The organism is Hanstruepera neustonica (assembly GCF_002895005.1).
In the GTDB taxonomy this organism is placed as follows: Bacteria; Bacteroidota; Bacteroidia; order Flavobacteriales; family Flavobacteriaceae; genus Hanstruepera; species Hanstruepera neustonica.
In genome coordinates, this window is sequence record NZ_POWF01000002.1 from 255,770 (window position 1) to 281,980 (window position 26,211).

23 protein-coding genes are annotated in these 26,211 nt (G+C 35.3%); 11 read left to right on the plus strand and 12 right to left on the minus strand.

Translation table 11 applies throughout. The annotated features are described in order from the left end of the window. Positions 1-30 precede the first annotated feature (30 nt). The 6 genes from porM to C1T31_RS05955 all read right to left on the minus strand — a co-directional run bounded on the left by porM (position 31) and on the right by C1T31_RS05955 (position 8,469). Positions 31-1,581 carry a type IX secretion system motor protein PorM/GldM gene (gene porM / locus C1T31_RS05930; protein ID WP_103051561.1) on the minus strand — a complete coding sequence of 517 codons (1,551 nt, stop codon included), beginning with the start codon at positions 1,579-1,581 and terminating at the stop codon, positions 31-33. 62 nt (positions 1,582-1,643) lie between these two features. Next, positions 1,644-2,291 (minus strand): type IX secretion system motor protein PorL/GldL, encoded by a 648-nt coding sequence (porL, locus tag C1T31_RS05935; RefSeq protein ID WP_243398898.1) that lies wholly within the window; start codon positions 2,289-2,291, stop codon positions 1,644-1,646. 67 nt (positions 2,292-2,358) lie between these two features. After that, positions 2,359-3,729, minus strand: coding sequence for a T9SS ring complex lipoprotein PorK/GldK (gene porK, locus C1T31_RS05940; RefSeq protein ID WP_103051762.1), 1,371 nt, complete (start codon positions 3,727-3,729; stop codon positions 2,359-2,361). A gap of 159 nt (positions 3,730-3,888) precedes the next feature. After that, positions 3,889-5,055: a formimidoylglutamase gene (locus C1T31_RS05945; RefSeq protein ID WP_103051562.1), complete on the minus strand. Its 1,167-nt coding sequence runs from the start codon at positions 5,053-5,055 to the stop codon at positions 3,889-3,891. A gap of 6 nt (positions 5,056-5,061) precedes the next feature. Next, on the minus strand, positions 5,062-7,536 hold the full coding sequence (gene topA, locus C1T31_RS05950; RefSeq protein WP_103051563.1) for a type I DNA topoisomerase: 2,475 nt from the start codon (positions 7,534-7,536) through the stop codon (positions 5,062-5,064). Positions 7,537-7,686: 150 nt separating this feature from the next. Further along, positions 7,687-8,469 carry a hypothetical protein gene (locus C1T31_RS05955; protein ID WP_103051564.1) on the minus strand — a complete coding sequence of 261 codons (783 nt, stop codon included), beginning with the start codon at positions 8,467-8,469 and terminating at the stop codon, positions 7,687-7,689. A gap of 197 nt (positions 8,470-8,666) precedes the next feature. Here C1T31_RS05955 and miaB point away from each other — a divergent pair, with 197 nt between their 5' ends. The 8 genes from miaB (at position 8,667) to C1T31_RS05995 (ending at position 17,776) form a co-directional block, all read left to right on the plus strand. Further along, positions 8,667-10,112, plus strand: a complete 1,446-nt coding sequence (gene miaB, locus C1T31_RS05960; RefSeq protein ID WP_103051763.1) for a tRNA (N6-isopentenyl adenosine(37)-C2)-methylthiotransferase MiaB — start codon at positions 8,667-8,669, stop codon at positions 10,110-10,112. A 2-nt stretch (positions 10,113-10,114) separates the two neighbouring features. Next, a complete protein-coding gene (locus C1T31_RS05965; protein WP_103051565.1) occupies positions 10,115-11,377 on the plus strand; it encodes a sigma-54 interaction domain-containing protein in 1,263 nt (420 codons plus the stop codon). A gap of 3 nt (positions 11,378-11,380) precedes the next feature. Further along, a complete protein-coding gene (locus tag C1T31_RS05970) occupies positions 11,381-11,890 on the plus strand; it encodes an LptE family protein (RefSeq protein WP_103051566.1) in 510 nt (169 codons plus the stop codon). Between the two features lies 1 nt (position 11,891). After that, entirely contained in the window at positions 11,892-12,845 is a 954-nt protein-coding gene (locus C1T31_RS05975) for a hypothetical protein (protein ID WP_103051567.1), read from the plus strand. Next, positions 12,842-13,198, plus strand: coding sequence for a preprotein translocase subunit SecG (gene secG, locus C1T31_RS05980; protein ID WP_103051568.1), 357 nt, complete (start codon positions 12,842-12,844; stop codon positions 13,196-13,198). Before C1T31_RS05975 ends, secG begins: the two co-directional genes overlap by 4 nt. Positions 13,199-13,355: 157 nt before the next feature. Continuing rightward, entirely contained in the window at positions 13,356-13,631 is a 276-nt protein-coding gene (locus C1T31_RS05985; protein WP_103051569.1) for a co-chaperone GroES, read from the plus strand. 23 nt (positions 13,632-13,654) lie between these two features. After that, the gene (gene groL / locus C1T31_RS05990; protein ID WP_103051570.1) at positions 13,655-15,283 is read left to right on the plus strand and encodes a chaperonin GroEL; all 1,629 of its coding nucleotides are present in this window, start codon (positions 13,655-13,657) and stop codon (positions 15,281-15,283) included. A gap of 108 nt (positions 15,284-15,391) precedes the next feature. Next, entirely contained in the window at positions 15,392-17,776 is a 2,385-nt protein-coding gene (locus C1T31_RS05995; protein ID WP_103051571.1) for a hypothetical protein, read from the plus strand. A 307-nt stretch (positions 17,777-18,083) separates the two neighbouring features. Here C1T31_RS05995 and C1T31_RS06000 read toward each other — a convergent pair whose 3' ends face one another. The 6 genes from C1T31_RS06000 to xrtF all read right to left on the minus strand — a co-directional run bounded on the left by C1T31_RS06000 (position 18,084) and on the right by xrtF (position 22,936). Further along, on the minus strand, positions 18,084-18,434 hold the full coding sequence (locus tag C1T31_RS06000) for a heavy-metal-associated domain-containing protein (protein ID WP_103051572.1): 351 nt from the start codon (positions 18,432-18,434) through the stop codon (positions 18,084-18,086). Between the two features lie 21 nt (positions 18,435-18,455). Next, positions 18,456-20,696, minus strand: a complete 2,241-nt coding sequence (locus C1T31_RS06005) for a TonB-dependent receptor plug domain-containing protein (RefSeq protein ID WP_103051573.1) — start codon at positions 20,694-20,696, stop codon at positions 18,456-18,458. Next, positions 20,693-21,424 (minus strand): heavy metal translocating P-type ATPase, encoded by a 732-nt coding sequence (locus tag C1T31_RS06010; RefSeq protein WP_103051574.1) that lies wholly within the window; start codon positions 21,422-21,424, stop codon positions 20,693-20,695. Before C1T31_RS06010 ends, C1T31_RS06005 begins: the two co-directional genes overlap by 4 nt. A gap of 67 nt (positions 21,425-21,491) precedes the next feature. Continuing rightward, on the minus strand, positions 21,492-21,905 hold the full coding sequence (locus C1T31_RS06015; protein ID WP_243398899.1) for an HYC_CC_PP family protein: 414 nt from the start codon (positions 21,903-21,905) through the stop codon (positions 21,492-21,494). A 57-nt stretch (positions 21,906-21,962) separates the two neighbouring features. Next, the gene (locus tag C1T31_RS06020; protein ID WP_103051576.1) at positions 21,963-22,391 is read right to left on the minus strand and encodes an exosortase F system-associated membrane protein; all 429 of its coding nucleotides are present in this window, start codon (positions 22,389-22,391) and stop codon (positions 21,963-21,965) included. Continuing rightward, positions 22,388-22,936, minus strand: a complete 549-nt coding sequence (gene xrtF, locus C1T31_RS06025; protein ID WP_103051577.1) for an exosortase family protein XrtF — start codon at positions 22,934-22,936, stop codon at positions 22,388-22,390. Before xrtF ends, C1T31_RS06020 begins: the two co-directional genes overlap by 4 nt. A gap of 89 nt (positions 22,937-23,025) precedes the next feature. On the opposite strand from xrtF, the gene C1T31_RS06030 reads away from it, so the two are divergent. From C1T31_RS06030 to C1T31_RS06040, 3 genes are all read left to right on the plus strand, one after another. Further along, positions 23,026-23,481: a GAF domain-containing protein gene (locus C1T31_RS06030; protein WP_103051578.1), complete on the plus strand. Its 456-nt coding sequence runs from the start codon at positions 23,026-23,028 to the stop codon at positions 23,479-23,481. 112 nt (positions 23,482-23,593) lie between these two features. Then, entirely contained in the window at positions 23,594-25,126 is a 1,533-nt protein-coding gene (gene purH / locus C1T31_RS06035; RefSeq protein WP_103051579.1) for a bifunctional phosphoribosylaminoimidazolecarboxamide formyltransferase/IMP cyclohydrolase, read from the plus strand. A gap of 55 nt (positions 25,127-25,181) precedes the next feature. After that, entirely contained in the window at positions 25,182-26,210 is a 1,029-nt protein-coding gene (locus tag C1T31_RS06040; RefSeq protein ID WP_103051580.1) for a rod shape-determining protein, read from the plus strand. Position 26,211: the final 1 nt, after the last annotated feature.

Here is a 26,211-nt window from a genome sequence, read left to right on the forward strand (position 1 = left end):
GGCTTATCATTCAGATGCTTAAACCTTGTTTTAATTCGTAATCTCAACAACTACAGGAGAAACACCTTTTAACTTATAAGATGAATTTCCTTGAATTTGAGCTTTAATATCAAATATCGACACTTGGTCTCCACGTCTAGCCTTACGTAATGCATTTTTTGCTTGACTGTTTAGCTTGGTTCCATTAACTGAAACTGATGGTTGACCAGGTACTTTAATTTTAAAAGACGTTACTTGTATTGGTAATTCAAAATCAAAATCTTCTAATTTTGCACCAATGGTTGAAATCTCAACACTATTTCTTGGTAAATTAACGATTCCATCTTGACCACTTACTGTACCTGTTGGTTTTGGAATATCTTTAATTCTAAAGGTAGCCTTATCACTAACTTTTTGTCCATCAGGCAATGTACCAGATACATTAATTGTAACTTCTCTACCAGAACCAGGATTCATGTTATATTTACCAACTCCAGAACCTTTACTTAAACCAGGTGCACTAGCAGATACATTGTTATCTGAAATACCTGCGAAAGAAATAGTCATTGGGTTTGTTACACCACGATAAACTACGTTCATCTTGTCAGCAGAAATTGTTGCTGAATTTGGCTTTGGTACAACGGCATAAGTTGACTTCACTGGTATAGAAATGATAGAGTCACCTTCCTTAAATTGGAATTCTCCTTCAATTTCACGTTCACCAACCGCTCCAGCAGGGAACTTTAATAAAGTCTGACCTGCTTGCATAGATGAATCTGGTAATTCTGTACCATTAATAATTACTTTATTAGCCTTTAATGTTTTATCATTCTTACCTAAAATGATACGACCAGTAAAGTTTTCTCCAGAAAAGAAAGCTGTTTTATCTGGTACCACAATAGCGTCAAAATTTGTTAGCGATGCCTCCACTTTTAACTTACCAGCTAGCATAGATGACAATACTTCCGACTCCGTAGTTTTAACATCAGCTTGCAATTGTGTCATTTTGGTTAATGAAGCCACCAAAGGGAAACCTTTATAATGGTAATCCAACCAATCAATTTTGTTACCATCTCTATTGGTTACTGGATCGGTAGCAAATTTCTTTTTAACATCTTCGGCAATACTTGCCATATCAGGATTAGTAGCCAATACAGCAACTACACCATCTCTAAATTTTGAAATCTCATCAATAAATTTTTGACCTTCTGGCTTTAATTTTTCACCAATGAAAAAATATTCATCCAAGAAATCACCTTTATCCATGATTTCATAATCTTTAGGATCTTCAACAGTAGCTGTCATTTTACCTTTCAAATCTACAATGTAAGAATTGAAATCGTTAGCTAATGTCGATATTTGATCCGCTTGCATTTTCAAAGGTTGGTATTTAGCTGGTTGTTCCTCAACCTTTTCAGCCAATCCTTGCATAAATGCTTCATTTCTTTGAGTTGCCGCTTCATTTGATTCTGTTAACTTTTCGTTCATCAAACCAAATGCAGAAAGCACCTCTTTTGACATATTTAATGCAAGCATCGCAATGAACACTAAATACATCAAGTTAATCATTTTCTGTCTTGCAGATAATTTTCCTCCTGCCATTTCTAATTAGTTTTTTAAGTTATAATTATTGTTTAAATAAATATTTAGTTTTTAAAAACTAATTAGCGCTTGTTCATTGCAGAAAGCATTCCTCCATACACACCATTTAATGATGATAAGTTAGATGCCAATGATTGCATTTGTTCTTTTAATTTTGTAGCATTTTCTACAGCTTCTTCGTTAATGGCCGCTTGTCTGTTGGCAGCTTCCATTTGAACTTTATAAAGACTGTTTAAAGACTCCATTTGAGCAGCAGCTAATGACATTTCTTCACCGTACTTTTTAGTAGCAGCGATTGAATCAACTGTTGGGCTGATACCTTTAGCCGCACCTTCAAAGTTTTTGATGCTCTCTCCTAAACTTGACATTAATTCTGCGTCAATTTTAGCGTCTTTTAATAATTGATCTAATTTTTGAGATAATAAACCTTCAGCATCTTTAGGTTTCTCTTCTTTCTTTTTGGTACTCATTCCACCTGCTAATTCAGGGTAAACTAATGACCAATCTAAATCGTCATCAACAGGTTCAAAAGCTGAAAGCGCAAAAATAATTGCTTCAGTTACAAGACCTATTGTCAACATAACATTACCTGTTAATGGTCCTATTTCAAAGTGAATGATTTTAAAAAGTGCTCCAACGATTACGATTGATGCTCCTAATCCATAGGCCATTGCCATGAATTTCTTGAATGCTCTTGATTGTCCTGCCATAATTTCTGGTTTTTTAGTTAAGTATAATACTTAGGTAGTTTAATAAAATTTAGTTATAGTTTAATTTTTAGTTTTTTGCGTTTAAGGTTACATCCGTACCCATATAATCCTGAACAGTTCTGAAGCCAATATAACTTCTTGCCGAATCAGCATATTCGTAGTCTCTAGAACTCACCTGCATGTAATACGCCACATCCTTCCATGAACCTCCGCGAACAACTTTACGCTCATTGTTAACATCGTTCACACTTGGGTTTACAGATGACACAAACTCATAAGAAGACGGATCATACGATGCATGCACCCACTCCGAAACATTACCAGCCATATTATATAGATTATAATCGTTTGGCTCGTAAGATTTGGCTTCTACAGTGTATAGTGCCTGATCTGCAGCATAATCACCTCTTAAAGGTTTAAAGTTAGCCATAAAGCACCCTCTGTCATTTTTGGTGTAAGGACCACCCCAAGGATAGGTTGCTGCCTGAAGACCTCCTCTAGCCGCATACTCCCATTCAGCCTCTGATGGCAAACGGTATTTAGGTACAAAGTGTTGCTTTTTTTCTTTTCTGTAAGCATTATGGTATAACCATCTCCACTCACAAAATGCTTTAGCTTGTTTCCAAGACACTCCAACTACTGGATACTCATCATAAGCAGCATGCCAGAAATAGTCATTGTGCATTGGCTCATTATATGAATAAGCAAAGTCACGAATCCAAGCTGTAGTATCAGGATAAACTTCAACTTCTTCAGTAATAATAAATTCTGAACGCTTTTTACCCTTGTTTTTAGCTTTTGCAGCTTTTTCAATATCCATATATTTATATTGGAATTTGAACTTGGTTACATCCCAAGTACGTTGCCCGTTATAAGACTCTTCCATTGGTAGGTACATGGTGTCCATAACTTCAGCATAATACTCATCAATATAATTTGCGGTATCAAACTCAATATCAATATCTTTATTTAATTTTCTGCCTTCGTATCCTGTAGGTCCTAATCCAGCATAATTGTCATACATATATTTTTCATATACAGACATATCATCTGGGTTTTGATCAACAAAAGCGTAATCACCAATAGTTCCTGCATCCGCTTGAGTCATTCCAACTTCATCAGCCAAAATAGCCAAACGTGTTCTAATAGTTGAGTCACGAACCCACTCGACGAACTGTTTATATTCACTATTGGTAATTTCGGTAGCATCCATATAAAATGAACGCACCGTAACGGTCTTTGCAGGCGCATCATGAATACCAGCCAGATCATCGTCTGCCTTACCCATAATAAACGCCCCACCTGGTACTAATTCCATACCATATGGCTTCTCGGGATGCCATTTTTTTCCTTTAACTCCTACTAACTGACCCCTGTCACCAGAGCCACAACTTGTCAGTATAGCTAAAACTGCGGTTAATAAAAATAATTTCTTCATATCCATAGAAAACTCGAGGTTAATAATTGCCTTAAAAAATTTAAGAGCGTAAACATATTTATATATTTCGTAAAAAACAACTTTTTATCAAAAAAAATTACGTTTCATCGTAAAAAAAGTGCATTTTACCGATGAAAACATCGACGAACGGTAATGCATTTACACACAATTCTTTTGAAACGCTTTGTACCAGCGCTCTGGAACCTTATTATTGCAGGCGTCAAGATAATCTTGATGCATGCATGGTAATAACGTATGCCTTTTTAATTTATTATTTACTTCTTCTAAAAAAGGTATTTCAATCCACCAACGCTCGGTCTTCTTACTCTTATAAAACACCAATTCTTGTAAATCTGCTAAAGTAGTGAATTTTTGATAGTTATCATCATTTAAAAAATCATCATCTTTAACCCTAAAATTCACACCTTCAATAAAATACCACAAAGCTTGCGAAATTAATCCAGCTGTAATTTCATCGTCTTGAGAAGGTTTGTATTCAAAAAGGCCGAATGAAGATACCTTATTACTGATACCTGCATAACGGGCAATAGCACAAATTTCCTTTCCATCTAATCCATTGGGAGATGACTTTTGCTTTAAACTGACTTCCGAAGCTTTAATAGCATTCATATCTATGGTCACTATATTGGCATCTCTCATGACCGGCTCAACAATGGTAATGTTTTTGGAAACCTCGCCCAAACGATATGATTCAAAATAGAGTTTATCCATGAGGTCTATTTCCTCTTGCGAATTATAATAGGTTTGATAGCCTATGGAAGCGTAGTTAAATAAATTGTATGGCTGGTCCAATATAATCTTACCTACAAAACTGTTGTTTTTTATTGGTTTGTTGGAATCACCTAAATCAAACCTGGAATCAACATTAACAATATTGACCATGGGCTGTATGGAATCATAAGCCCTATATATTGGATAAGTTAAATCTTGACTACCGCCTAATATTATAGGTATAATATTTTTTTGAACCAATAATGAAACCGCAGTCTTTAGGGCAAAATAGGTATCCTCTACTGTTTCACCTTTATTTATATCACCCAAATCAACTATTCGGGTGTGCCAGTTCCCAGGGTAAAGCTCATAAAGTGCTTTGCGAATTTCATTAAGACTAAATTCCTCACCTAAATAATTGACATCATTTCTGTTTTCCAAAACGCCTATGATTGCAATTTGCGCATCATCAAGATCTGGGAAGCCATTATGTTTGGAGTGAATAGTAATTTTTTTACCGAGTGATTGCGACGACAACAATTCGTTATGTGCTACAACCGAATCTGATACTGGGGATAAAAAATTAAAATTCATGTGCCGCTATTTCTTTTTAGTAGTTTTTTTCTTTTTGGGTGCGTTCTTATCCAAGATGTCTTGAGCTTCCTCTAAAGTCATTTCGGAAACATCAACTGTCTTGGCCAATTCAACTTTGGTTTTACCTTTTATAATATGATGCCTTCCCCATCTTGCTTTTTCAACACGAATTCCAGCATCTTCCCAATTATGGATTAATTTATCCTTTTCTTTTTGAATTTTATCCTCAATCAATGTGATGATATCGTTATCAGATAAATTATCCCAATCATATTGCTTGTTCACATTAATGAACATGTTATTCCACTTAATGAATGGACCAAAACGCCCTTTACCTTTTTGGACAGGCAATCCTTGATACATATATATAGGAGCATCAGCTTTTTGCTTTTCTTTAATCAAAATGATAGCATCATCCAACTCAACACTTAATGGATCAACACCTTGAGGTAAAGACACGAATGATTTCCCAAACTTCACATAAGGTCCAAAACGACCATTATTGACTTCAACCTCCTCACCTTCATAAGTCCCTAAGGCTTTAGGCAGCTTGAATAAATCCATAGCCTCTTCGTAGGTTATGGTGTTCAATTGTTGGTCTGGTGACAAACTAGCGAACATGGGTTTTTCTTCTTCGTCGGCTGTTCCAATTTGGACCATGGGACCAAACTTACCTAATCGAACACTGACTTGGCGACCAGTTTTCGGATCTGTTCCCAAAATGCGTTCCCCAGATTCTCTATCCGCATTTTCCTGAACATCTTCAACTTGAGGATGAAAGTCTTTGTAAAAATCTTTCATCATTTTAGACCAATCTACTTTACCATCAGCAATATCATCAAAATCTTCTTCGACCTTGGCCGTGAAATTGTAATCTAATATTTGTTCAAAATGATTGACCAAGAAATCCGTTACAATCATGCCTATATCAGTTGGTACCAGCTTACCTTTATCGGACCCAACTTTTTCAGACAATTGTTTCTCCTGAACCTGACCATTTTCAAGCGTTATTTGCGAATAATTTCTTTCTACACCATCAACCGAACCCTTCTCGACATAGTTCCTATTTTGAATAGTTGAGATTGTTGGCGCATAAGTAGATGGTCTACCAATACCCAATTCCTCCAATTTTTTAACTAATGATGCTTCGGTATATCTTGCTGGTGGTCTGGTGTAACGCTCTGTTGCCGTAATATAATTGTTCAACAAGGTTTCATTAACTCGCATAGCAGGCAACATACCATCTTGTTCAACATCCTCATCATCTGTTCCTTCCAGATAGACTTTTAAAAAGCCATCAAAAGTGATAACCTCGCCATTTGCAGAAAACAACTCATCATGCTTACTTGCCGAAATCTTGACGTTTGTGCGCTCTAATTTAGCATCGGTCATTTGTGATGCAATAGCACGTTTCCATATTAAATCGTATAGTCGGGCTTGATCTCTTTCAACATTTACGGATTGTCTTGAGAAATCCGTAGGTCTAATGGCCTCATGCGCTTCCTGAGCACCTTTAGCCTTACCTTTATAATTTCTAGGCTCACTATATTCAGAACCATAAGATGATTCTATAGCAGCTTTAGCGCCATTGCGGGCTTCGTCAGATAAATTCACACTATCTGTTCTCATGTAAGTAATCAAACCAGCCTCGTAAAGACGTTGCGCCATTGTCATGGTTTTACTCACGGAAAAATACAACTTACGAGAAGCCTCTTGTTGTAATGTTGACGTAGTAAACGGTGCAGCTGGTGATTTTTTAGCTGGTTTTTTATCTAATTCCGCAACTTTGAAATCTGCAGAAATATTAGCCTTTAGAAAATCTTCCGCTTCTTTTTTAGTATTAAAGTTCTTTGGAAGTTTTGCCTTGAATGTCTGTCCTTCCTCATTTGAAAATTCAGCATCAATTCTAAAGGAGGCTTGTGGCTCAAAATCCTGAATTTCGCGTTCGCGCTCTACAATTAATCTTACGGATACTGATTGTACGCGTCCAGCAGATAGGCCGCCTTTTACTTTTCTCCAAAGTACCGGAGACAACTCGTATCCAACTATTCTATCTAAAACCCGTCTTGCCTGCTGCGCATCGACCAAATCATAATCTATCCCTCTGGGATTTTGAATGGCTTTTTGGATGGCTGTTTTAGTAATCTCATGAAAAACAATACGTTTGGTCTTCGCTTTGTCCAAATTTAAAGATTCGGCCAAATGCCATGCAATAGCTTCTCCCTCACGATCCTCATCACTTGCTAACCAGACTATTTCAGCTTTTTTGGCAAGCTCTTTTAATTTTTTTACTACTGCTTTTTTGTCTTTAGAAACCTCATATTTCGGTTTGAAATCACCATCAACATCTACACCCAATTCTTTTGAAGGCAAATCGGCAATGTGACCAAAACTGGATTCCACTTTAAAGTCTTTCCCTAAAAATTTCTCGATTGTTTTTGCTTTTGCTGGCGACTCAACAATTACTAAATTCTTTGCCATTTATCATTTTTTAAGGCTACAAATGTATATGAAAAAAAGTTTATGTACCTAATTTTCAGTTTTCATAACCTAAAAATTAACACCAGTTATATATAAAAAACCCACATTTTAAATGTATAAAATGTAGGTTTCAAAATATAATATTTATTATTATTCAACAATATGATTCACGGGTTTGTCATCATTAAACCCTATGACGTTTTTGTAAACCAAGTATGTTGGGTGATATACAAAGGCAGCTGTAAAGAACACACCTACTCCACAAAGTAAGAGACCTACTATTTCGGCCAATAAAGAAGAAACTATTATTAATCCAAATACCAATAACCACTTTTTATTCCCTAACGCAAAACTACCTTTTATGATATCACTAACTGAAAGTTCAGGATTGAACGCAAAAAACATGGTGAAAAACGACATAGGAACCATGACATATATAATAGGTATAAAACACAATAATGCTGCTATGGTAGAAATAACCAATGAGGCCAACATCAAAACAAACAACTTGCTCAAATGATTCCCCTTAACAAAGTGGAAAAAATCCGCAGTTGTAACTTGCTCATCATGATCGAGCATTTTCATAATTCTATAAAACCCGGATTGAAGTGCGAGAGTAACAACACTCAAAACCAACATGCCAACAAAAATCAAAACAATAAACAACAAGGAGAAACCAGCAAAAACTGCATTAAAGGCTTCCATGGAATCTGGATTCCCACCATCTGTTTGTACTTGCGCAATCATAGCCATAACAAACGGTACATAAATTAATATTATAAATGGCAACATAATTAGTACCGAGAATAATTGCAGTAAAAAGCCTTGTACCCAAGTTTTTTTGAAAAGCTCAATAGAATTGCTAAAAATTTCACCAAAATCCAGAGAAGGAGCGGTTTTGACGCGTTCTAAAATTGAAGTAATTGTGTTCATACTTTTTGAAGTTTGTTAGTGTTTCATACCAAAGTAAGTATAATTTGGGAGCATTCATAAATTAATTTTTATTGTCTGACACTTTGTCACTGTTTTGAAAATAATCGTAACTTTGCAACCGCCCGTAATTTCTGGGCATAGAAATTGACAATCCAATATATCATTATTATGGATTTCAGTAAATTTTGAAAATGACTATGGAGAAGGTTATAGACGAATCAAAACAAGGACAAAGTCTACATTTAGAAGCTAAAAAAGAAAACAGCAGAAAGCTATTTATTGAAAGTTATGGCTGTCAAATGAATTTTAGTGATAGTGAAATAGTAGCTTCTATTCTTTCAAATGAAGGGTTTAATACAACCCAAAATCTTGAAGATGCCGATTTGGTATTGGTAAATACCTGTTCAATTCGAGATAAGGCCGAACAAACTGTGCGCAAGCGTTTGGAAAAATACAATGCTGTAAAAAAGATTAACCCAAAAATGAAAGTTGGGGTTTTAGGCTGCATGGCTGAACGTTTAAAAAGCAAATTTTTAGAAGAAGAGAAAATTGTTGATTTAGTGGTTGGACCTGATGCCTACAAGGATTTACCCAATTTACTTTCGGAAGTTGAGGATGGCCGTGAAGCAATAAATGTCATTCTATCTAAAGAAGAAACCTACGGAGATATTTCACCTGTGAGATTAGATTCCAATGGTGTTACGGCATTTGTTTCCATTACCAGAGGATGTGATAACATGTGTACCTTTTGTGTGGTACCATTCACTAGAGGTCGTGAACGCAGTAGAGACCCTCAAAGTATTATTGAGGAAGTCAATGATTTATGGAATAAGGGTTACAAGGAAATCACGTTATTAGGTCAAAATGTAGATAGTTATTTATGGTACGGTGGTGGACTTAAAAAAGATTTTGAAAAAGCCAGCGATCTTCAAAAGGCGACGGCTGTTAATTTTGCCAAGCTATTAGATATGTGCGCAACGGCTCAACCCAAAATGCGTATACGTTTTTCTACATCCAACCCACAAGATATGACCATGGATGTTATAGAAATTATGGCTAAACACAATAACATCTGTAAATACATTCATTTACCAGTACAAAGCGGTAGTAATCGTATTTTAAAGGAAATGAATCGTCAACATACGCGTGAGGAATACTTCAAACTTATTGACGATATTAAAAACTTAATTCCTGATATTGCTTTTAGTCAGGATATGATTGCAGGTTTCCCCACTGAAACCGAAGCCGATCATCAGGATACGTTGAGTCTTATGGAATATGTAAAATATGATTTTGGATTTATGTTTGCCTATTCCGAAAGACCAGGCACATTGGCCGAACGCAAGATGGAAGATGATGTTCCCGAAGCTACAAAAAAACGTCGTTTACAGGAAATCATCGAATTGCAGCGCCAACATGGACATTACAGAACCCAGCAACACTTGGGCAAGATTGAAGAAGTCTTGATTGAAAAAGAATCCAAGCGTTCTGACGCTCATTGGTCTGGCAGAAATACCTATAATACGGTGGTGATTTTCCCAAAAGAACATTATCAAGTGGGCGATTTTGTAAATGTCCAAATAACTGATTGTACCACAGCCACGCTTTTAGGTGAAGCCGTTGGTTATTCTGAAAACAATTAATTATGGAATCCGTTCAAGCTATAAAACAACGTTTTGGCATTATTGGTAACGACCCAAGTTTAAATCGTGCCATTGAAAAAGCTATACAGGTAGCTCCAACCGATATTTCGGTTTTAGTTACCGGTGAATCTGGTGTTGGTAAAGAAAGTATTCCAAAAATTATCCATCAGCTTTCGCATAGAAAGCATGGCAAATACATTGCGGTAAACTGTGGAGCGATTCCTGAAGGCACCATTGATAGTGAATTGTTTGGTCACGAAAAGGGGTCTTTTACAGGAGCCACGCAAACGCGTTCTGGCTATTTTGAAGTAGCCGATGGCGGAACCATTTTCCTGGATGAAGTTGGTGAATTACCATTAACAACTCAAGTACGTTTATTGCGTGTTCTCGAGAATGGTGAGTTTATAAAAGTTGGCTCCAGTAAAGTTCAAAAAACCAATGTACGCATTGTGGCTGCAACCAACGTCAATATGTTTGAGGCCATAAAAAAGGAAAAGTTCCGTGAAGATTTATATTATCGTTTAAGTACCGTTGAAATTCACTTGCCGCCATTACGCGACCGTAAAGAAGACATTCATTTACTTTTTAGAAAATTTGCCAGTGATTTCGCTCTTAAATACAAAATGCCAACCATCAAATTAACGGATGATGCGGTCCATCTATTATTAAAACATCGTTGGAGCGGTAATATTCGTCAATTACGAAATGTTGCCGAGCAAATTTCTGTTTTGGAACAAAATAGAAATATTAATGCTGCCACGCTTCAGGAATATTTACCAAGTGGTTCCAGCAACCTACCTGCTGTCATTAGCACGACCAAATCAGAAAGTGATTTCAGTAGTGAACGAGAAATTTTGTACAAGGTACTTTTCGATATGAAAAGTGACTTAAATGATTTAAAAAAGCTCACGATGGAACTCATGAAAAGTGGTAACGTTTCCGAAGTACAAAAACAAAATGAGGGACTGATTCAAAAAATTTATGGTGACGACGAAGAGGATGCTACTGTAGAAGACCTTGAAGTTCTTTCAATTCCTGAAAAGTCCTCTTCCGAACCCAATTATCAAGAAGCTGAAGAGATTCCAGACAAATACCATTTTGCTGAAGAAATAGAAGAAGAGGAAACTTTATCTTTACATGACAAAGAATTAGAACTCATTAAAAAATCTTTGGAACGCCACAATGGCAAGCGCAAATTGGCTGCTCAAGAATTGGGCATTAGTGAACGTACACTGTATAGAAAGATTAAACAATTTGATTTGTAATACATGAAGACATTCTTAAAATATATATTTATTCCCATCATCAGTTTGACACTTTTTGGTTGTGGCATTTATTCATTTACTGGTGCTTCCATATCATCAGATGTCAAAACCTTTCAGGTGAATTATTTCCAAAATAGTTCTATGTTGATAGAACCAGGTTTGGACCGAGATTTCACGTTGGCTCTGCAAGATTTACTGCTCAATCAAACAAATTTAGATTTGGTAAAATCCAACGGTGATTTAGTTTATGAAGGTGAAATAACCGAATATAGAATCGCACCAACAACGGCAACAGCCAACAATACAGCTGCTCAAAACCGATTGACCATGTCAGTAAGAGTACGGTTTTTCAACAAAAAGAATGAAGAAGATGATTTTGAGCAAAACTTTTCATTTTTCTACGACTACACTGGAAGTAGTTTATTGACGGGAGCAACCAAAGACGCTGCACATGAAGAGCTTTTTACACGTATAACCCAAGATATTTTTAATGCCTCTTTAGCCAAATGGTAATATGAATCGTGCTGAATTTTCACATATTGTTCAAAATCCACAAGCTGTTTCAAGTAATCATACCGGAACACTTGAGGCCATTATTGAAAAATACCCTTATTTCCAATCAGCTCGAGCAATCTATTTAAAAGCTCTAAAAAATGCCGAAAGCTTTGAATATAATGATGCTTTAAAAACAGCTGCAGCCTATACAACAGATAGAAGCATCTTATTTGATTACATAACATCCGATAAATTTGTACAAAACGAAATTTCAGAATACATCAAAAAACACACAGACCATATTAAGGATTTAGAAGTTTCAGCAGAAGATGTTTCAGTTGATAAAAGTGTGGTAATTGATGCTGCTTTAAAACAACAGATCAAGGATACCGAGCAAATTTTGGATCCCGAATTATTTCAACCAAAGGTTAAAAAATCTAAAATTGTCAATTTTCAATTGGATGAAAGTGAACCCATTGAAGAGAATTTTGAGACTTCCAATATTAATGAAGATTCTCCTGAAGATATCCTAAAAATTGGCACACCCCTACAATTCGACATTAATGAAAGACATTCCTTTAACGAATGGCTTAAACTAACGCGATTTAAACCTATTGATCGTTCTGAAGAACAAGACAAAACTAACATTCCCAATACAGAAGAAAATACCATCCAAGCTGATGAGCGCAGCAAAAAGTTTGATCTTATTGACAATTTTTTAAGTAAAAACCCAAAGCTTAAACCAGAAAAAACACAGACCAAAAATGTCAATTTAGCAGAGGAGCAAATGATACAACCCGAAGCTTTGATGACAGAAACTTTGGCGCGTATTTATGTTGAGCAAAAGAACTACAAAAAAGCTATTCAATCTTATAAAATTTTAAGTTTGAAATATCCAGAAAAAAGTGGTTTCTTTGCAGACCAAATTAAAGCAATAAAACAATTACAAGAACAAAATAATAAAGAACAATGAGTACGTTTACAATATTTTTAGCCTTAATAGTTGTTGTAGCATTTTTATTAGTGGTAGTAATCATGGTACAAAATCCTAAAGGTGGTGGTTTATCGTCATCTTTTGGTGGTGGTGGCACACAGCAACTAGGTGGTGTTAAAAAAACAACAGACTTTTTAGACAAAAGTACTTGGACATTAGCAACCTTAATGTTAGTATTGATTTTACTATCTAATGTTGCAATTAACAGAGGTTCAGGTAATGCCGAATCTAAAGCTATTGACAATATCAATACTACAGAGCAACCGGTTGTCCCTGCAACAACGCCAGCTCAAACTGAAAATACAGGTGCAGTTAATGATTCTGCGAAGTAATTTTATATTGAAAACACTAAAAAGCCGACAGTTTTGTTGGCTTTTTTTATACCCCATTTTTAAGCAAGTGAAAATTTGTCAGTCTCTTTCTATTGGCACATTTTTAGCTTAACACCTATTCGTAAAACAAGTTTAATTAATCAAAACAATATAAAAAATGGCATTAAACATTAAACCATTAGCAGATCGCGTTTTAATAGAGCCTGCTGCTGCTGAAACTAAAACAGCATCCGGAATTATCATTCCTGACAACGCCAAAGAAAAACCGCAACAAGGTAAAGTGATGGCCGTTGGAAAAGGAACCAAAGACGAACCAATGACAGTGAAAGTTGGTGATAATGTGCTTTATGGAAAATATGCTGGAACTGAGTTAAAGTTAGAAGGCAAAGACTATTTAATTATGCGAGAGAGTGACATTCTTGCAATTGTTTAATCATCATTTAAAAAACTAGAAAAATGGCAAAAGATATAAAATTTGATATTGACGCACGTGACGGATTAAAACGTGGTGTAGATGCATTAGCCGATGCAGTAAAAGTAACATTAGGTCCAAAAGGTAGAAATGTTATTATCAGTAAAAGTTTTGGCGCTCCTCAAGTAACCAAAGATGGTGTTACTGTAGCCAAAGAAGTAGAGTTAGAAGATGAGCTTGAAAATATGGGCGCTCAAATGGTAAAGGAAGTAGCTTCAAAAACGAATGATTTAGCGGGAGACGGTACGACAACAGCCACCGTTTTAGCCCAAGCAATTGTTAAAGAAGGTTTACGTAACGTTGCTGCCGGCGCCAATCCAATGGACTTAAAACGCGGGATTGACAAAGCGGTTGAGGCCATTACCAAAGACCTTGAAAAGCAATCAAAACAAGTTGGCAATTCATCTGAAAAAATAAAACAAGTTGCTTCAATTTCAGCGAACAATGACGACACTATTGGTGATTTAATCGCTAAAGCCTTTAGAAAAGTTGGAAAAGAAGGTGTCATTACTGTTGAAGAAGCCAAAGGAACAGATACCTATGTAGATGTTGTAGAGGGTATGCAGTTTGACAGAGGATATTTATCTCCTTATTTTGTGACTGACGCTGATAAAATGATTGCCGATTTAGAAAATCCGTACATTTTATTATTTGACAAAAAGATTTCCAACTTACAGGAAATACTTCCTATCCTAGAACCAGTAGCACAATCTGGTCGTCCATTGTTAATTATTGCCGAAGATGTAGAAGGTCAAGCTTTAGCTACATTAGTTGTAAACAAACTACGTGGTGGTTTAAAAATAGCTGCTGTAAAAGCACCTGGTTTTGGTGACAGACGCAAAGCGATGTTAGAAGACATTGCTATTTTAACTGGTGGTGTAGTTATTTCAGAAGAACGTGGTTTCTCATTAGAAAATGCTGATTTAAGCATGTTGGGAACTGCTGAAACGGTTACTATTGATAAAGATAATACAACCATAGTTAACGGTTCGGGAAAAGCTTCTGATATTAAAGCCAGAGTAAACCAAATCAAGGCTCAAATTGAGACAACTACTTCTGATTATGATAAAGAAAAACTTCAAGAACGTCTGGCTAAATTGGCTGGTGGTGTTGCAGTATTATATGTAGGTGCCGCTTCTGAAGTTGAAATGAAAGAAAAGAAAGACCGTGTGGATGATGCCTTACATGCTACCAGAGCAGCCGTAGAAGAAGGTATTGTTGCTGGTGGTGGTGTTGCTTTGGTAAGAGCTAAAAAAGTACTTGAAAAATTAACAACAGAAAACCTTGACGAAGTAACAGGTATTCAAATTGTAGCTCGTGCTATTGAGGCACCTTTAAGAACGATTGTTTCTAATGCTGGCGGTGAAGGTAGTGTCGTTATTTCTAAAGTTATGGAGGGCAAAAAAGACTTTGGTTTTGATGCCAAATCTGAAACCTATGTAGACATGCTGAAGGCTGGTATTATCGATCCTAAAAAAGTAACACGAATTGCATTGGAAAATGCCGCTTCGGTTGCAGGTATGATTCTAACTACAGAATGTGCCTTAATTGATATTAAAGAAGATGCACCTGCTATGCCTCCTATGGGTGGCGGTATGCCAGGCATGATGTAATAAACGCATTAATAGCAAACTTAAAAAGTGCTCGAAGAATTTCTTAGGGCACTTTTTTTTATGGACTAAAATAGTATCTTTATTTTTTATCTATTAATCAATCTAATTATGTTTAAGACATTTGCCCTGCTGGCCTACTTCATTTTATTTCATGCTACTTGTTTTGCGCAAAAACCCAACGACAGTCAAATAGAAGGTCGCTATGTAAAGTATTTTGAGTTAGAACCTGAAACCATTTATACACAAACTAATAAATCAAAATATTTTGCCAATGAAACACTGTGGTTCAAGTCTTATATATATAATACTAAAACCCAGTTACCTTATTTAAGTACTACAAATGTTTACGCCGCTATTTATGACGTAGACGGAAGGATGATTGACAAAAAATTACTGTATGCTATTGATGGGATAACAAATGGCGAATTCAAACTATCTGAATATGCTCCTGGCACCTATTTCTTGAAAGTTTTCACCAATTATATGCGTAATTTCAGCGAAAGCTATCATAGCTTACAGGAAATTGAAATTTTAGGAGATGATTTTGCTCAACAAGAAAATGAGTCTTTAGAAAATGAATACGACTTCCAGCTTTTGCCTGAAGGCGGACATCTATTAAACGATGTAAATAATACTATTGGATTTAAAATCCTTAATGCTAATGGTGAAGGTGCAATAATAGAAAGTGGAAAAGTACTGGATTCTAAAGGTCAAGTAATTACAACGTTTAAGAGTAATGAACTAGGCATGGGAAAATTTAGCCTAATGCTAAAAAATAATGACACCCATTTTGTTGAGGCTTTACTAGAAGATGGAACAAAAATAAACACGGAAATTCCTAAAGCACAACCAAGAGGAATTGCGGTTAAAATCAATAATCTGAACGCTACAAATTTATTTATCAGTATTCAAACAAACAAGAGCACATTACCCGAATTACTTGACAAAACCTATTCACTAGCAATACATCGTGATGGTTTAATGAAGAAAATCGACTTGAATTTTCAGGATGGAAAATATGATTATCTTATTAATGTTCCCAAACAAGATTTATTATCTGGCATCAATATCATAACCGTTTTTAACGATGAAAATAAACCTTTGGTTGAAAGAGTTATTTTCAACAGCTCTAAAACCCCAATAGAAAATGTGGAACTTGTCAACACCTATCCAAACAGTGATTCAACCAAAATAAGATTACGAACAAAACTTAAAGATACCATTCAAAAAAACATTAGTATATCGGTTCTTCCGTCATCCACCAAAGCATATACAGCTTCCGAAAATATTATTAGCAAATTTCTTCTTTCGCCTTACATTGAAGGAAATATTGAAAACGCTGATTATTATTTTAGCAATAACGACAGACAAACCACTTATGATTTAGACTTGTTATTACTCACTCAAGGATGGAGCAAATATTCATGGAACAAGATTTTTAGTTCACCTCCAAAAGAACTTTTTCATTTTGAAAGTGGCATGCAAGTCAAAGGAAAAGTATCTGATAAAGACAAGAATACCGAAATAATCTTTTTGCACAAAGAAAGCAACACGATGCTTAATTCGGGCATTTCAGAGGATGGTTATTTCGGTTTTGAAAATTTATTATTATTGGATAGTACTAAAATATATTTTAGCTTAAAGAACAAAAAAGAGAACTTATCAAAGGCAAATGTTTATGTGAATATTTATCCTGCTTACCAAAAGGACAGTATTAATACTCATGGTTTAAAATCCAAAAAACCAATAAATATTTTAGATAATAATGCATTCTATGAAAATTTTATTTTAGAGAATACAACTTCTTTAGACACGGTAATGCTTGAAGTGTCAAAAAAAAGACAATCAAAAAATCAAATTATTTATGGTGGGTTTAATACCAAGAAAATTGAACTTGAAAACATTTATGACGATGTAACCCTAGTAACAGACATTATTAGCGCCAATGGTTTTGATGTTTATAATTCTCCTAGAGGTATTGAAATTGCGGCCAGAAGAGGTGTTGGATATAGCTTTAGTGGCAAACCAGCGTCGCCCAATATCTACATTGATAATCAGTTAATGGGTGAGGCACAAATGATCATTCTTATGAATTTGATGGTGAAAGACGTCGATGAGATATTTATATCCCGAACCCCTTCTCCAGGTACAGTTGGTGTTGCGGGAGGATTAGGCGGAAATATTAATATATACACCAAAAAATCTTTCTCCGGTAAATATTTAGAAAAACAATCTTCATTTTCATCAAAAATTGTTGAATTTGGTTATTCATTACCTGAAAAGTACCAATCACCCTTTTACAATGCCAGCCAACAAGAATCTTTTTCCAAATATGGTGTTTTGAATTGGATTCCTAATTTATCTAATGATGAAAATGGTGAATTTGAATTTAAAATACCTAATTATAGATATGAAGATATCTTATTGTTTATTGAGGGCATGGGATCTGACGGCAGTCTTATTTCCAAAACAATCACAATAAATATTGATTAAGTTTAGACCTTACCGAAAAATATAATAGCCATCTCAAAAAGATGGCTATTTGCTTTTATTATCCTTAACTAAAGGGTTATCCTTTGTAACCCAAAAACAGACTACTTCTTTTTAGCAGGAGCCTGTGGAGTCTTTTTTACCGCTTGTTTTGGTAAAACAGACTTGCCTTTTGACTTTAATTGTCCCATAATTTTATAATTTAAAAGAACATATTAAATGTAGTGATAAGTTAAATTCATTATTATTCCGTTGGGAAAAATTTAACTAAAAGTCAAAATTTCTTTCAAACTTAAAAACTACAAAAATTTTATTCATGATCTTTCTTAACATCGTCATCACGATATCTACAGCAATCATGAACACTATTGTAAGCCTCATCGGTTGCTTTCATATCTTTTAGATCATGTCCTACTGCCACGATATTCTTCTTAATATCGTCCAAAGTTGTTTTTTCTTCATTATAAATTAACTTGAGCTCGTGTGTTTCTACATTCCAATTGGCACTTTTAACCCCTTTGGTCTTTATACAAGCTTTCTCTATTCGGTCTTTGCACATCATACACACGCCATCTACTTCTAATGAAGCTTTAGCATTTTTGTTCTGCGCGAAGGATATTGTTGCCATTAAAAACATGGCGAATACTACTATTTTTTTCATCTTTCAATTATTTAAAAATTGTTATTTTATTCTAAATCGTAATCCTGCATAATACATACTCCCAAAGATTGGACCATATACAAACGTGGTATCAAAATTCGCTCCAAAAGGGTCATCAGCACCCAATATAGGATTATCCTGACGAACATTGGTAATATTCTCTCCTCCTAAATATACTTCAAATTTTGGAGAGAACACTTTGGTTATTTGAACATTAAGGGTTCCTACTGTTGGAGAATTTTCAGGTAATTGATATTCGACTGGATTACTCAACGTTGAAGCGAAACGCTGTTCACCCAACCAATTAAAAGTTGCATCAAACTTCCATAAACCTCCTTTATCATTTAGATTGGTTTCATAACCCACATTGGCAAAAAATCGATGCTTTGGTGTTAAAGGCCGGATGTTTTCACCCGATTGATATCTAGTTTTGACATCATAAAATTTATACGCCAATCGCAAATCAAAACGCTCAAAGGCATTGTAGTTTAATTCCGTTTGAAAACTATTGGCATAACTTCCGTTTTTCAAATTATAGAAATTAATTTCTCTAGGGTTTTCCCAATCAACCACTACTTGGTTTTGGAAATCAGTTCTATAAAAATCCACCGTTACATCTGCCTTTCTTCCAAAAAGATTGAATCCTTGCAAATAGGACACTCCATAGTTCCAGGCAATCTCTGGATCTAATCCATAAATTTCACCGCCATTGGAATTAAAAATATTTATGTTTCTTGAAGTTGCAAATAGGCTTTGGTTTTCTGCAAATATATTTGCAGAACGTTTTCCGCGGCCAAATGACGCTCGAAATGCCGATTTTTCCCAAGGTGTATAGCGAACGTGAAAACGTGGTGTTATAAAAAACCCGAGTTTATTATGGTTATCTACCCGAATTCCTGCAGTGAGATTTAATTTCTCTAAATTATCAAAATTATACTCAAAAAAAGCACCTACTGAATTCTCTGTACGTTCAAAGTCATTGGACACCACTAACTCATCATAGTAGTCATAAGTAAAACTAACACCAGTCTTAATCTTGTGTCTTGAATCGCTTATTATGGAGTTGTATATAACGTTGGAATAAATACTGTTGTGCTCTATATTATATTCACGTAATCCAAAATAGGAATCCTGTTGGTGGTTACTTACTGCAAACTGTACGCCTAAACTTTGCCATGGTAACTCCGGATTTACATAACCCATTTTGCCTGAAAAGTCAAATCGCTTGGTATCTATTTCGCTTCCCCAAGCATTGGCAGTCAACTTATCGGTTTCTGGATTAAAATCTAACTCACCCGTTTGCTTTTCATCAATCAAATACCTGACATTAAAAAAGCCTACAAACCCATTCTCTGCATCGGTATATTGCCATCTATTCATGACGTTGATTTGATTATAAAGCGGTATATCCAAGAAACCATCATCATTGACGTCATGTTTTTTTTGATGGGTATTACCATGCAAGTATAGCCCTGTACTCCATCTATCACTAATTTTAGTATTTAAATGGGTATTCAGCTCTAGGCGCTCATTACTGGCTCCGTAAAGGTTTACAAAAAGCCTATCATCTTTAGTGGGTTTTTGAAGTTCAGCATTGATTTGCCCTGCAATGCTCTCATAACCATTAACCACACTTCCCATACCTTTTGTTATTTGAATACTTTCCACCCATGTTCCTGGTGTAAAGGATAATCCATAAGCCTGTGACGCTCCTCGAACCGTTGGAATATTCTCGGTAGCGATTAAGATATATGGACTTGTCAATCCCAACATCTTTATTTGACGTGTTCCTGTAACAGCATCGGCAAAATTTACATCAATTGATGGATTGGTTTCAAAACTCTCTGACAGGTTGCAGCATGCTGCTTTTAACAATTCATCACTACTAACAGTCATGATATTTTGAGCCTGTAAATAGGATTTTGCAGTAGCTTGTTTTCTAGAGGTAACAGTTACCTCATCAAGGGTGCTGGTACTTTGTAAAATATGACGAATTGGCTTTGGTTCTCTTATAGTCAAGGTATCCGTTTTATAACCCACATAACTTATTACCAGTTTATTGTAATCACTTTGGTATGGAATCGTAAATTTTCCATCAAAATCGGTTACATCACCTATCGTTGAGTTAAGCCAGTACACATTGGCTCCTGGCAAGGGCACTTCTTTATTTTCAGCATTAACTTCCACTATCTCACCACTGATTTCAGTTTGTGAAAAAGAGAACAAAGGAAGCCATAACAGTATGATTAATATCCTTTTCATGCGCTGTAGATTTTAAAAAGCATGATAATGGCCATGACAATCATAATGCTATTCTCAATAAAGGTGGCTTTGGTCATTGGAAGTTTTAATGCTGTTCCTAAACAGGCGCACTGAATGACCTTTTTGTCCAACAACGTTTTGGTCACTCCAAACGTGGTAATCCCTAAAATTACTAGAGTGATAATAAGCGCCAAAGTGATTTGAAAACGCATCAGAAACATGAGTCCCAAAACAACTTCAATAAATGGATAAACCCAACCATAAGCAGGAACGACTTTAGCCAATGGGTCATACATTCTAAATGATTCTGGAAATCCTTTTAAATCCAATAGCTTAAAAAAGCTAAATACTATATAAAACAAGCCCATAAAATCAAGCATAAAATTACTCCAATCCATTGGGTTGTTATTTAGCAAGAAGGCTGTTATAATGATATAACCAAAAATTAAAAACAAAGGAAACAATTGTTTTAAGTTTGATTTTTCCTCCATTTGTTGTGAGGTTGATGCAAAGACGTTTCGCTCCTTTTTTTCTGAAATCTGATATTTTTCCGATAAAGCATCTTGCAACGTTTTAGTTGCTATATGTTGTGACATCATGATTCGTGCTTCTTGAGCTTCTAAATCCACATGAACTTCATCAACATAATATAAATTTTGTAAAGCACTTTCAACTTTTGCCTTACAATTATTACAGGTCATTCCTGTAACGGTATATGTATGTGTCATTTTTATTTGATTTATTGATTGAACAATTAATTACCTATCCGTTTTAGCGGAGACTGTCCAAAAAAAATCAAATTAAGAAAACTTGATCACGCACCTGAATGTCATAAACCAAGTTGGGAGGAGAATAATCTTTATGAAGAATTTCTCTTTCAGTTAAATCTTCAAAAAGATCAAAATATGTATGTGAAAAGGCTACAAGAAAAACCTGTTGCTCAAACTCAATATCATCAAAAGTTTTGACTGTTAATTCGTCCTGACCTTTTATAACATCAGTGGTGTCTTTACAACAACTTTTTTTAGTCATCGAAGGCTGTTCTGCAGCGTCCATTTCCATACCACATTTTTGGACCTCGGAAAACACTGAAATGTCTACCAAAACATCACCACAAAAATGTTTTTCTACGGTAAATGATACTGTAGAGAATAGCACCAGTAATGCCATTAAAACAGAAAATACTTTATGTATGTATTGCTTTACCACGATACAAATTTACAAAAAATAACAGCAACAGGTCTTACATTTAAAAAATGCTTAACATTACTCGTGTTGCTTATAATAATAAAATGCCGGAATCAGCAATAGCAACAATAAGGGTTGGATTAAAAAACGACGAATATTAAAAAACAAATAATAATCTTCTTGCCTAGGATTAATAACAAAGTAGAGATATAGAATTATCAATATTAAAAAGGCTATACCATAGAGTATTGCTGAAAATCTAATAATACTCTTATCCTTGAATAGCACATAAAGTATACCCAAAGAAATAACCGTATTCATCACATAGCGTAAACTTGTGAAGGCCGTTAGCTTAAACACTTCACGCCTTGGCGAATCAATGTAGAGGTAATCATTTTTAAAAAACATTAAAAAGGGATCGTAGAACAAATGGTTTTCAAAAACGCGTATGAGTACTAATAATCCAAACAGCAGTAACAACCACACTATTTTTATGCTTGTTCTCATTTGACTCGCTTAATATTTGAAAACCTATTGACCCATAACACCCAAAGCAAACAAACCATCCCGTAAATAATACCCGGAAAAATAACCGTGTGCAAAATATCCTTTCGCCAGGGGTAGTGATAAAGACCTACTGCCAAAATTACCACACGAAACAAATTGGCAATATAAATCAACACACTTCCAGCAAGAATGTATAAGAACGTTATTTTAAAATCTCCTGAAAACGCGATGATAAAGGAAATGAACAAAATAATAACACTCGCGGAATTACAGCCTTCTATAATACGAGCAACGTATTTTTCATTAATTATTAATTTCAATGAAGCCTCGTCAGGATGCGGAATCACTTGAACCCTATAATCCAAATCATGAAGCAGGTCTGCACTTTGTTGTGCGACTATATAAGTGAAGTAATCCGGATAAAACCTTTCACCGGTAGACCATTGTAAATAAAATTTGTAAGCAAAAGACAGTACAAAATAAACCAATAAAAATGTTAGGATAAATTTTATAACCGACTGATACTTCGCAAATAATTTCTTCATTGAGCAATAAACTATTTGATGTTAAATTTATATAAAATGGCATATCAATATCATAGTATTTTAAATACTTTTACCAAAACTTTTGAACAATGACGCTCCAAGAATTAAAACCTAAAATAACGCAAATAGTTTCCAGCAAAGGAACATCAGTAAATGATAAGTTATACGCCATATGCCAACTTTTGGAAAAAGAAGTTGCTTATTATAATTGGGTAGGATTCTACTTTAAAAATGGCGATAAAAATGAATTAAAATTAGGTCCATACGTTGGTGCACCGACTGACCATACTATTATTCCTTTTGGGAAAGGTATTTGCGGTCAGGTAGCTGTCAGTAATAAAAATTTTGTAGTGCCAGATGTGTCGGCACAGGACAATTACATAGCATGTAGCATTACTGTAAAAGCTGAAATTGTAATTCCCATTTTTGTAAATAGTGAAAACATTGGTCAAATAGATATTGACTCCAATACACCGGATCCATTCACTGAAGCTGATGAGCGTTTTTTAGAGTTTGTTTGTAAAAAAGTAGCGTCTATTTTATAGTTGTTAACAACTTTGCTCTTTAGTTAAAAAAACATGCGTTTTTGAAGCTTTTTTGGGTATTGGTTTTTGATTGAATTAACTACTTTTGCAGTCATATAACAACACTTCTATAATGAGCAACAACAAAACCATTAAATCGGCACTGATTTCTGTATTTAGCAAAGAGGGTCTAGAGCCTATCGTTCGTGAATTAAACAATCTAAATGTTACTATTTATTCAACTGGTGGCACTGAAAAATTTATCAAGGATTTAGGAATCAATGTGGTCCCTGTTGAGGAGGTCACTTCCTACCCTTCTATTTTGGGAGGCCGTGTTAAAACCTTACACCCAAAAGTATTTGGTGGCATTTTAAATAGGCAAAATAACGTTAGCGATGTAGCCGAATTGGTTGATTTTGATATTCCGCAGATTGACTTGGTCATTGTAGACCTTTATCCATTTGAGAAAACTGTAGCTTCAGGTGCCAGCAATCAAGATATAATCGAAAAAATAGATATTGGTGGTATTTCATTAATTAGAGCAGCAGCCAAAAACTATGCTGATGTTGTTTGCGTTTCTTCAGTTGAAGATTATGCCGAATTTTTGGAGATTTTACAAATTAAAAAAGGAGAAACTTCAGAAGACGATAGAAAACGTTTTGCAGCAAAAGCATTTAATGTCTCCTCTCATTACGACTCTGCAATTTTCAATTATTTCAACTCCAATCTCGAAATTGCCAGCTTAAAAATCAGTGAAACCAATGGTCAAGTATTGAGATATGGTGAAAACCCACATCAAAGAGGATTTTTCTTTGGAAACTTTGATGATATGTTCACCAAACTGCATGGAAAAGAGTTAAGTTATAACAATCTTCTGGATGTCGATGCAGCCGTCACGCTCATGAATGAATTTAAAGGTGAAGAACCGGCCTTTGCTATATTAAAGCATAACAACGCCTGTGGTTTTGCTCAACGCGTAACTATTCACCAGGCTTATGTTGATGCCTTAGCTGGCGATCCTGTTTCGGCGTTTGGTGGTATTTTAATTGCCAATACCGAAATAGATGAAGCAACAGCCAATGAAATTCACTCTCTATTTTGCGAAGTAGTTATTGCGCCTTCTTTTTCGGATGATGCTCTAGAAATTTTAAAAGGTAAAAAGAACCGAATCATTTTAGTTTTAAATGATATCGAACTTCCAAAAACCACTGTTAGAAGTTGTTTAAACGGCATATTGGTTCAAGATAGAGATAACGTTACGGACAGTATTGAAAATTTATCTCATGCCACAAACAATAAACCAACAAAAAGTGAGTTAGAGGATTTGATTTTTGCATCTAAAATTTGCAAACACACCAAATCTAATACCATCGTTTTGGCAAAAAACAAACAATTATGCGCCAGCGGAACTGGACAAACTAGTCGTGTTGACGCACTGAACCAAGCTATTCACAAAGCGCAATCCTTTAATTTTGATTTAAATGGAGCCGTAATGGCTAGTGATGCATTTTTTCCATTTCCAGATTGTGTAGAAATTGCCAATAACGCAGGAATTAAGGCTGTTATCCAACCAGGAGGCTCTATTAAAGATCAATTAAGTATTGATTACTGTAACGATAATAATATTGCCATGGTATTTACTGGAACACGTCATTTTAAACATTAATTTTATTACATTTACGAGATAGACTTAATTAACCTCAAAAATTTACTTATAGCACATGGGATTTTTTGACTTCCTAACCGAGGAAATAGCAATAGATTTAGGAACCGCCAACACATTGATAATTCATAATGATAAGGTTGTCGTAGATAGCCCTTCTATTGTTGCTCGTGATAGAGTTTCTGGTAAAATTATTGCAGCTGGTAAGGAAGCAAGTATGATGCAGGGAAAAACTCACGAAAACATCAAAACCATTAGACCATTGAAAGATGGTGTAATAGCCGATTTTGATGCTTCAGAGCAAATGATCAGTATGTTCATTAAAAATATTCCTGCTCTCAAGAAGAAATTATTTCCACCATCACTTCGTATGGTTATTTGTATTCCTTCCGGTATCACTGAAGTAGAAATGCGTGCTGTTAAGGAAAGTGCTGAACGTGTTAATGGTAAGGAAGTCTATTTGATTCACGAACCTATGGCGGCGGCTATTGGTATTGGTGTTGACATTATGCAACCAAAGGGAAACATGGTTGTTGATATTGGTGGTGGTACAACAGAAATCGCCGTAATTGCATTAGGTGGTATTGTTTGTGATAAATCCGTTAAGATTGCCGGTGATGTGTTTACTAATGATATTATTTACTACATGCGAACACAGCACAATTTATATGTTGGTGAACGCACTGCCGAAAAAATAAAAATCCAAATTGGGGCGGCAACTGAAGACTTGGAATTACCTCCTGAAGACATGAGCGTTCAAGGGCGTGACTTACTTACTGGAAAACCAAAACAAGTTTCCATTTCCTATCGTGAAATTGCCAAGGCACTTGATAAATCCATACTTAGAATTGAAGATGCTGTTATGGAAACCTTATCGCAAACGCCTCCCGAATTAGCGGCTGACATTTATAATACCGGTATTTATTTAGCCGGTGGAGGCTCCATGTTACGGGGATTGGATAAACGATTATCTCAAAAAACAGATTTACCAGTTTATATTGCTGAAGACCCTTTACGAGCTGTTGTTCGAGGTACGGGAATTACACTAAAAAATCTATCTAAATACAAAAGCGTATTGATTAAATAGC

Excerpts from the sequence above, each read along its gene's own strand:
- C1T31_RS06020 (WP_103051576.1), bottom strand. The coding sequence starts at position 22,391 with ATGAGAACAAGCATAAAAATAGTGTGGTTGTTACTGCTGTTTGGATTA.
- C1T31_RS05965 (WP_103051565.1), top strand. The coding sequence starts at position 10,115 with ATGGAATCCGTTCAAGCTATAAAACAACGTTTTGGCATTATTGGTAAC.
- xrtF (WP_103051577.1), bottom strand. The coding sequence starts at position 22,936 with ATGAAGAAATTATTTGCGAAGTATCAGTCGGTTATAAAATTTATCCTA.
- C1T31_RS06005 (WP_103051573.1), bottom strand. The coding sequence starts at position 20,696 with ATGAAAAGGATATTAATCATACTGTTATGGCTTCCTTTGTTCTCTTTT.
- secG (WP_103051568.1), top strand. The coding sequence starts at position 12,842 with ATGAGTACGTTTACAATATTTTTAGCCTTAATAGTTGTTGTAGCATTT.
- topA (WP_103051563.1), bottom strand. The coding sequence starts at position 7,536 with ATGGCAAAGAATTTAGTAATTGTTGAGTCGCCAGCAAAAGCAAAAACA.
- porL (WP_243398898.1), bottom strand. The coding sequence starts at position 2,291 with ATGGCAGGACAATCAAGAGCATTCAAGAAATTCATGGCAATGGCCTAT.
- C1T31_RS05975 (WP_103051567.1), top strand. The coding sequence starts at position 11,892 with ATGAATCGTGCTGAATTTTCACATATTGTTCAAAATCCACAAGCTGTT.
- C1T31_RS05945 (WP_103051562.1), bottom strand. The coding sequence starts at position 5,055 with ATGAATTTTAATTTTTTATCCCCAGTATCAGATTCGGTTGTAGCACAT.
- C1T31_RS06040 (WP_103051580.1), top strand. The coding sequence starts at position 25,182 with ATGGGATTTTTTGACTTCCTAACCGAGGAAATAGCAATAGATTTAGGA.
- C1T31_RS06010 (WP_103051574.1), bottom strand. The coding sequence starts at position 21,424 with ATGACACATACATATACCGTTACAGGAATGACCTGTAATAATTGTAAG.
- C1T31_RS05970 (WP_103051566.1), top strand. The coding sequence starts at position 11,381 with ATGAAGACATTCTTAAAATATATATTTATTCCCATCATCAGTTTGACA.
- miaB (WP_103051763.1), top strand. The coding sequence starts at position 8,667 with ATGGAGAAGGTTATAGACGAATCAAAACAAGGACAAAGTCTACATTTA.
- purH (WP_103051579.1), top strand. The coding sequence starts at position 23,594 with ATGAGCAACAACAAAACCATTAAATCGGCACTGATTTCTGTATTTAGC.
- C1T31_RS05995 (WP_103051571.1), top strand. The coding sequence starts at position 15,392 with ATGTTTAAGACATTTGCCCTGCTGGCCTACTTCATTTTATTTCATGCT.
- C1T31_RS06000 (WP_103051572.1), bottom strand. The coding sequence starts at position 18,434 with ATGAAAAAAATAGTAGTATTCGCCATGTTTTTAATGGCAACAATATCC.
- porM (WP_103051561.1), bottom strand. The coding sequence starts at position 1,581 with ATGGCAGGAGGAAAATTATCTGCAAGACAGAAAATGATTAACTTGATG.
- porK (WP_103051762.1), bottom strand. The coding sequence starts at position 3,729 with ATGAAGAAATTATTTTTATTAACCGCAGTTTTAGCTATACTGACAAGT.
- groL (WP_103051570.1), top strand. The coding sequence starts at position 13,655 with ATGGCAAAAGATATAAAATTTGATATTGACGCACGTGACGGATTAAAA.
- C1T31_RS06030 (WP_103051578.1), top strand. The coding sequence starts at position 23,026 with ATGACGCTCCAAGAATTAAAACCTAAAATAACGCAAATAGTTTCCAGC.
- C1T31_RS05985 (WP_103051569.1), top strand. The coding sequence starts at position 13,356 with ATGGCATTAAACATTAAACCATTAGCAGATCGCGTTTTAATAGAGCCT.
- C1T31_RS05955 (WP_103051564.1), bottom strand. The coding sequence starts at position 8,469 with ATGAACACAATTACTTCAATTTTAGAACGCGTCAAAACCGCTCCTTCT.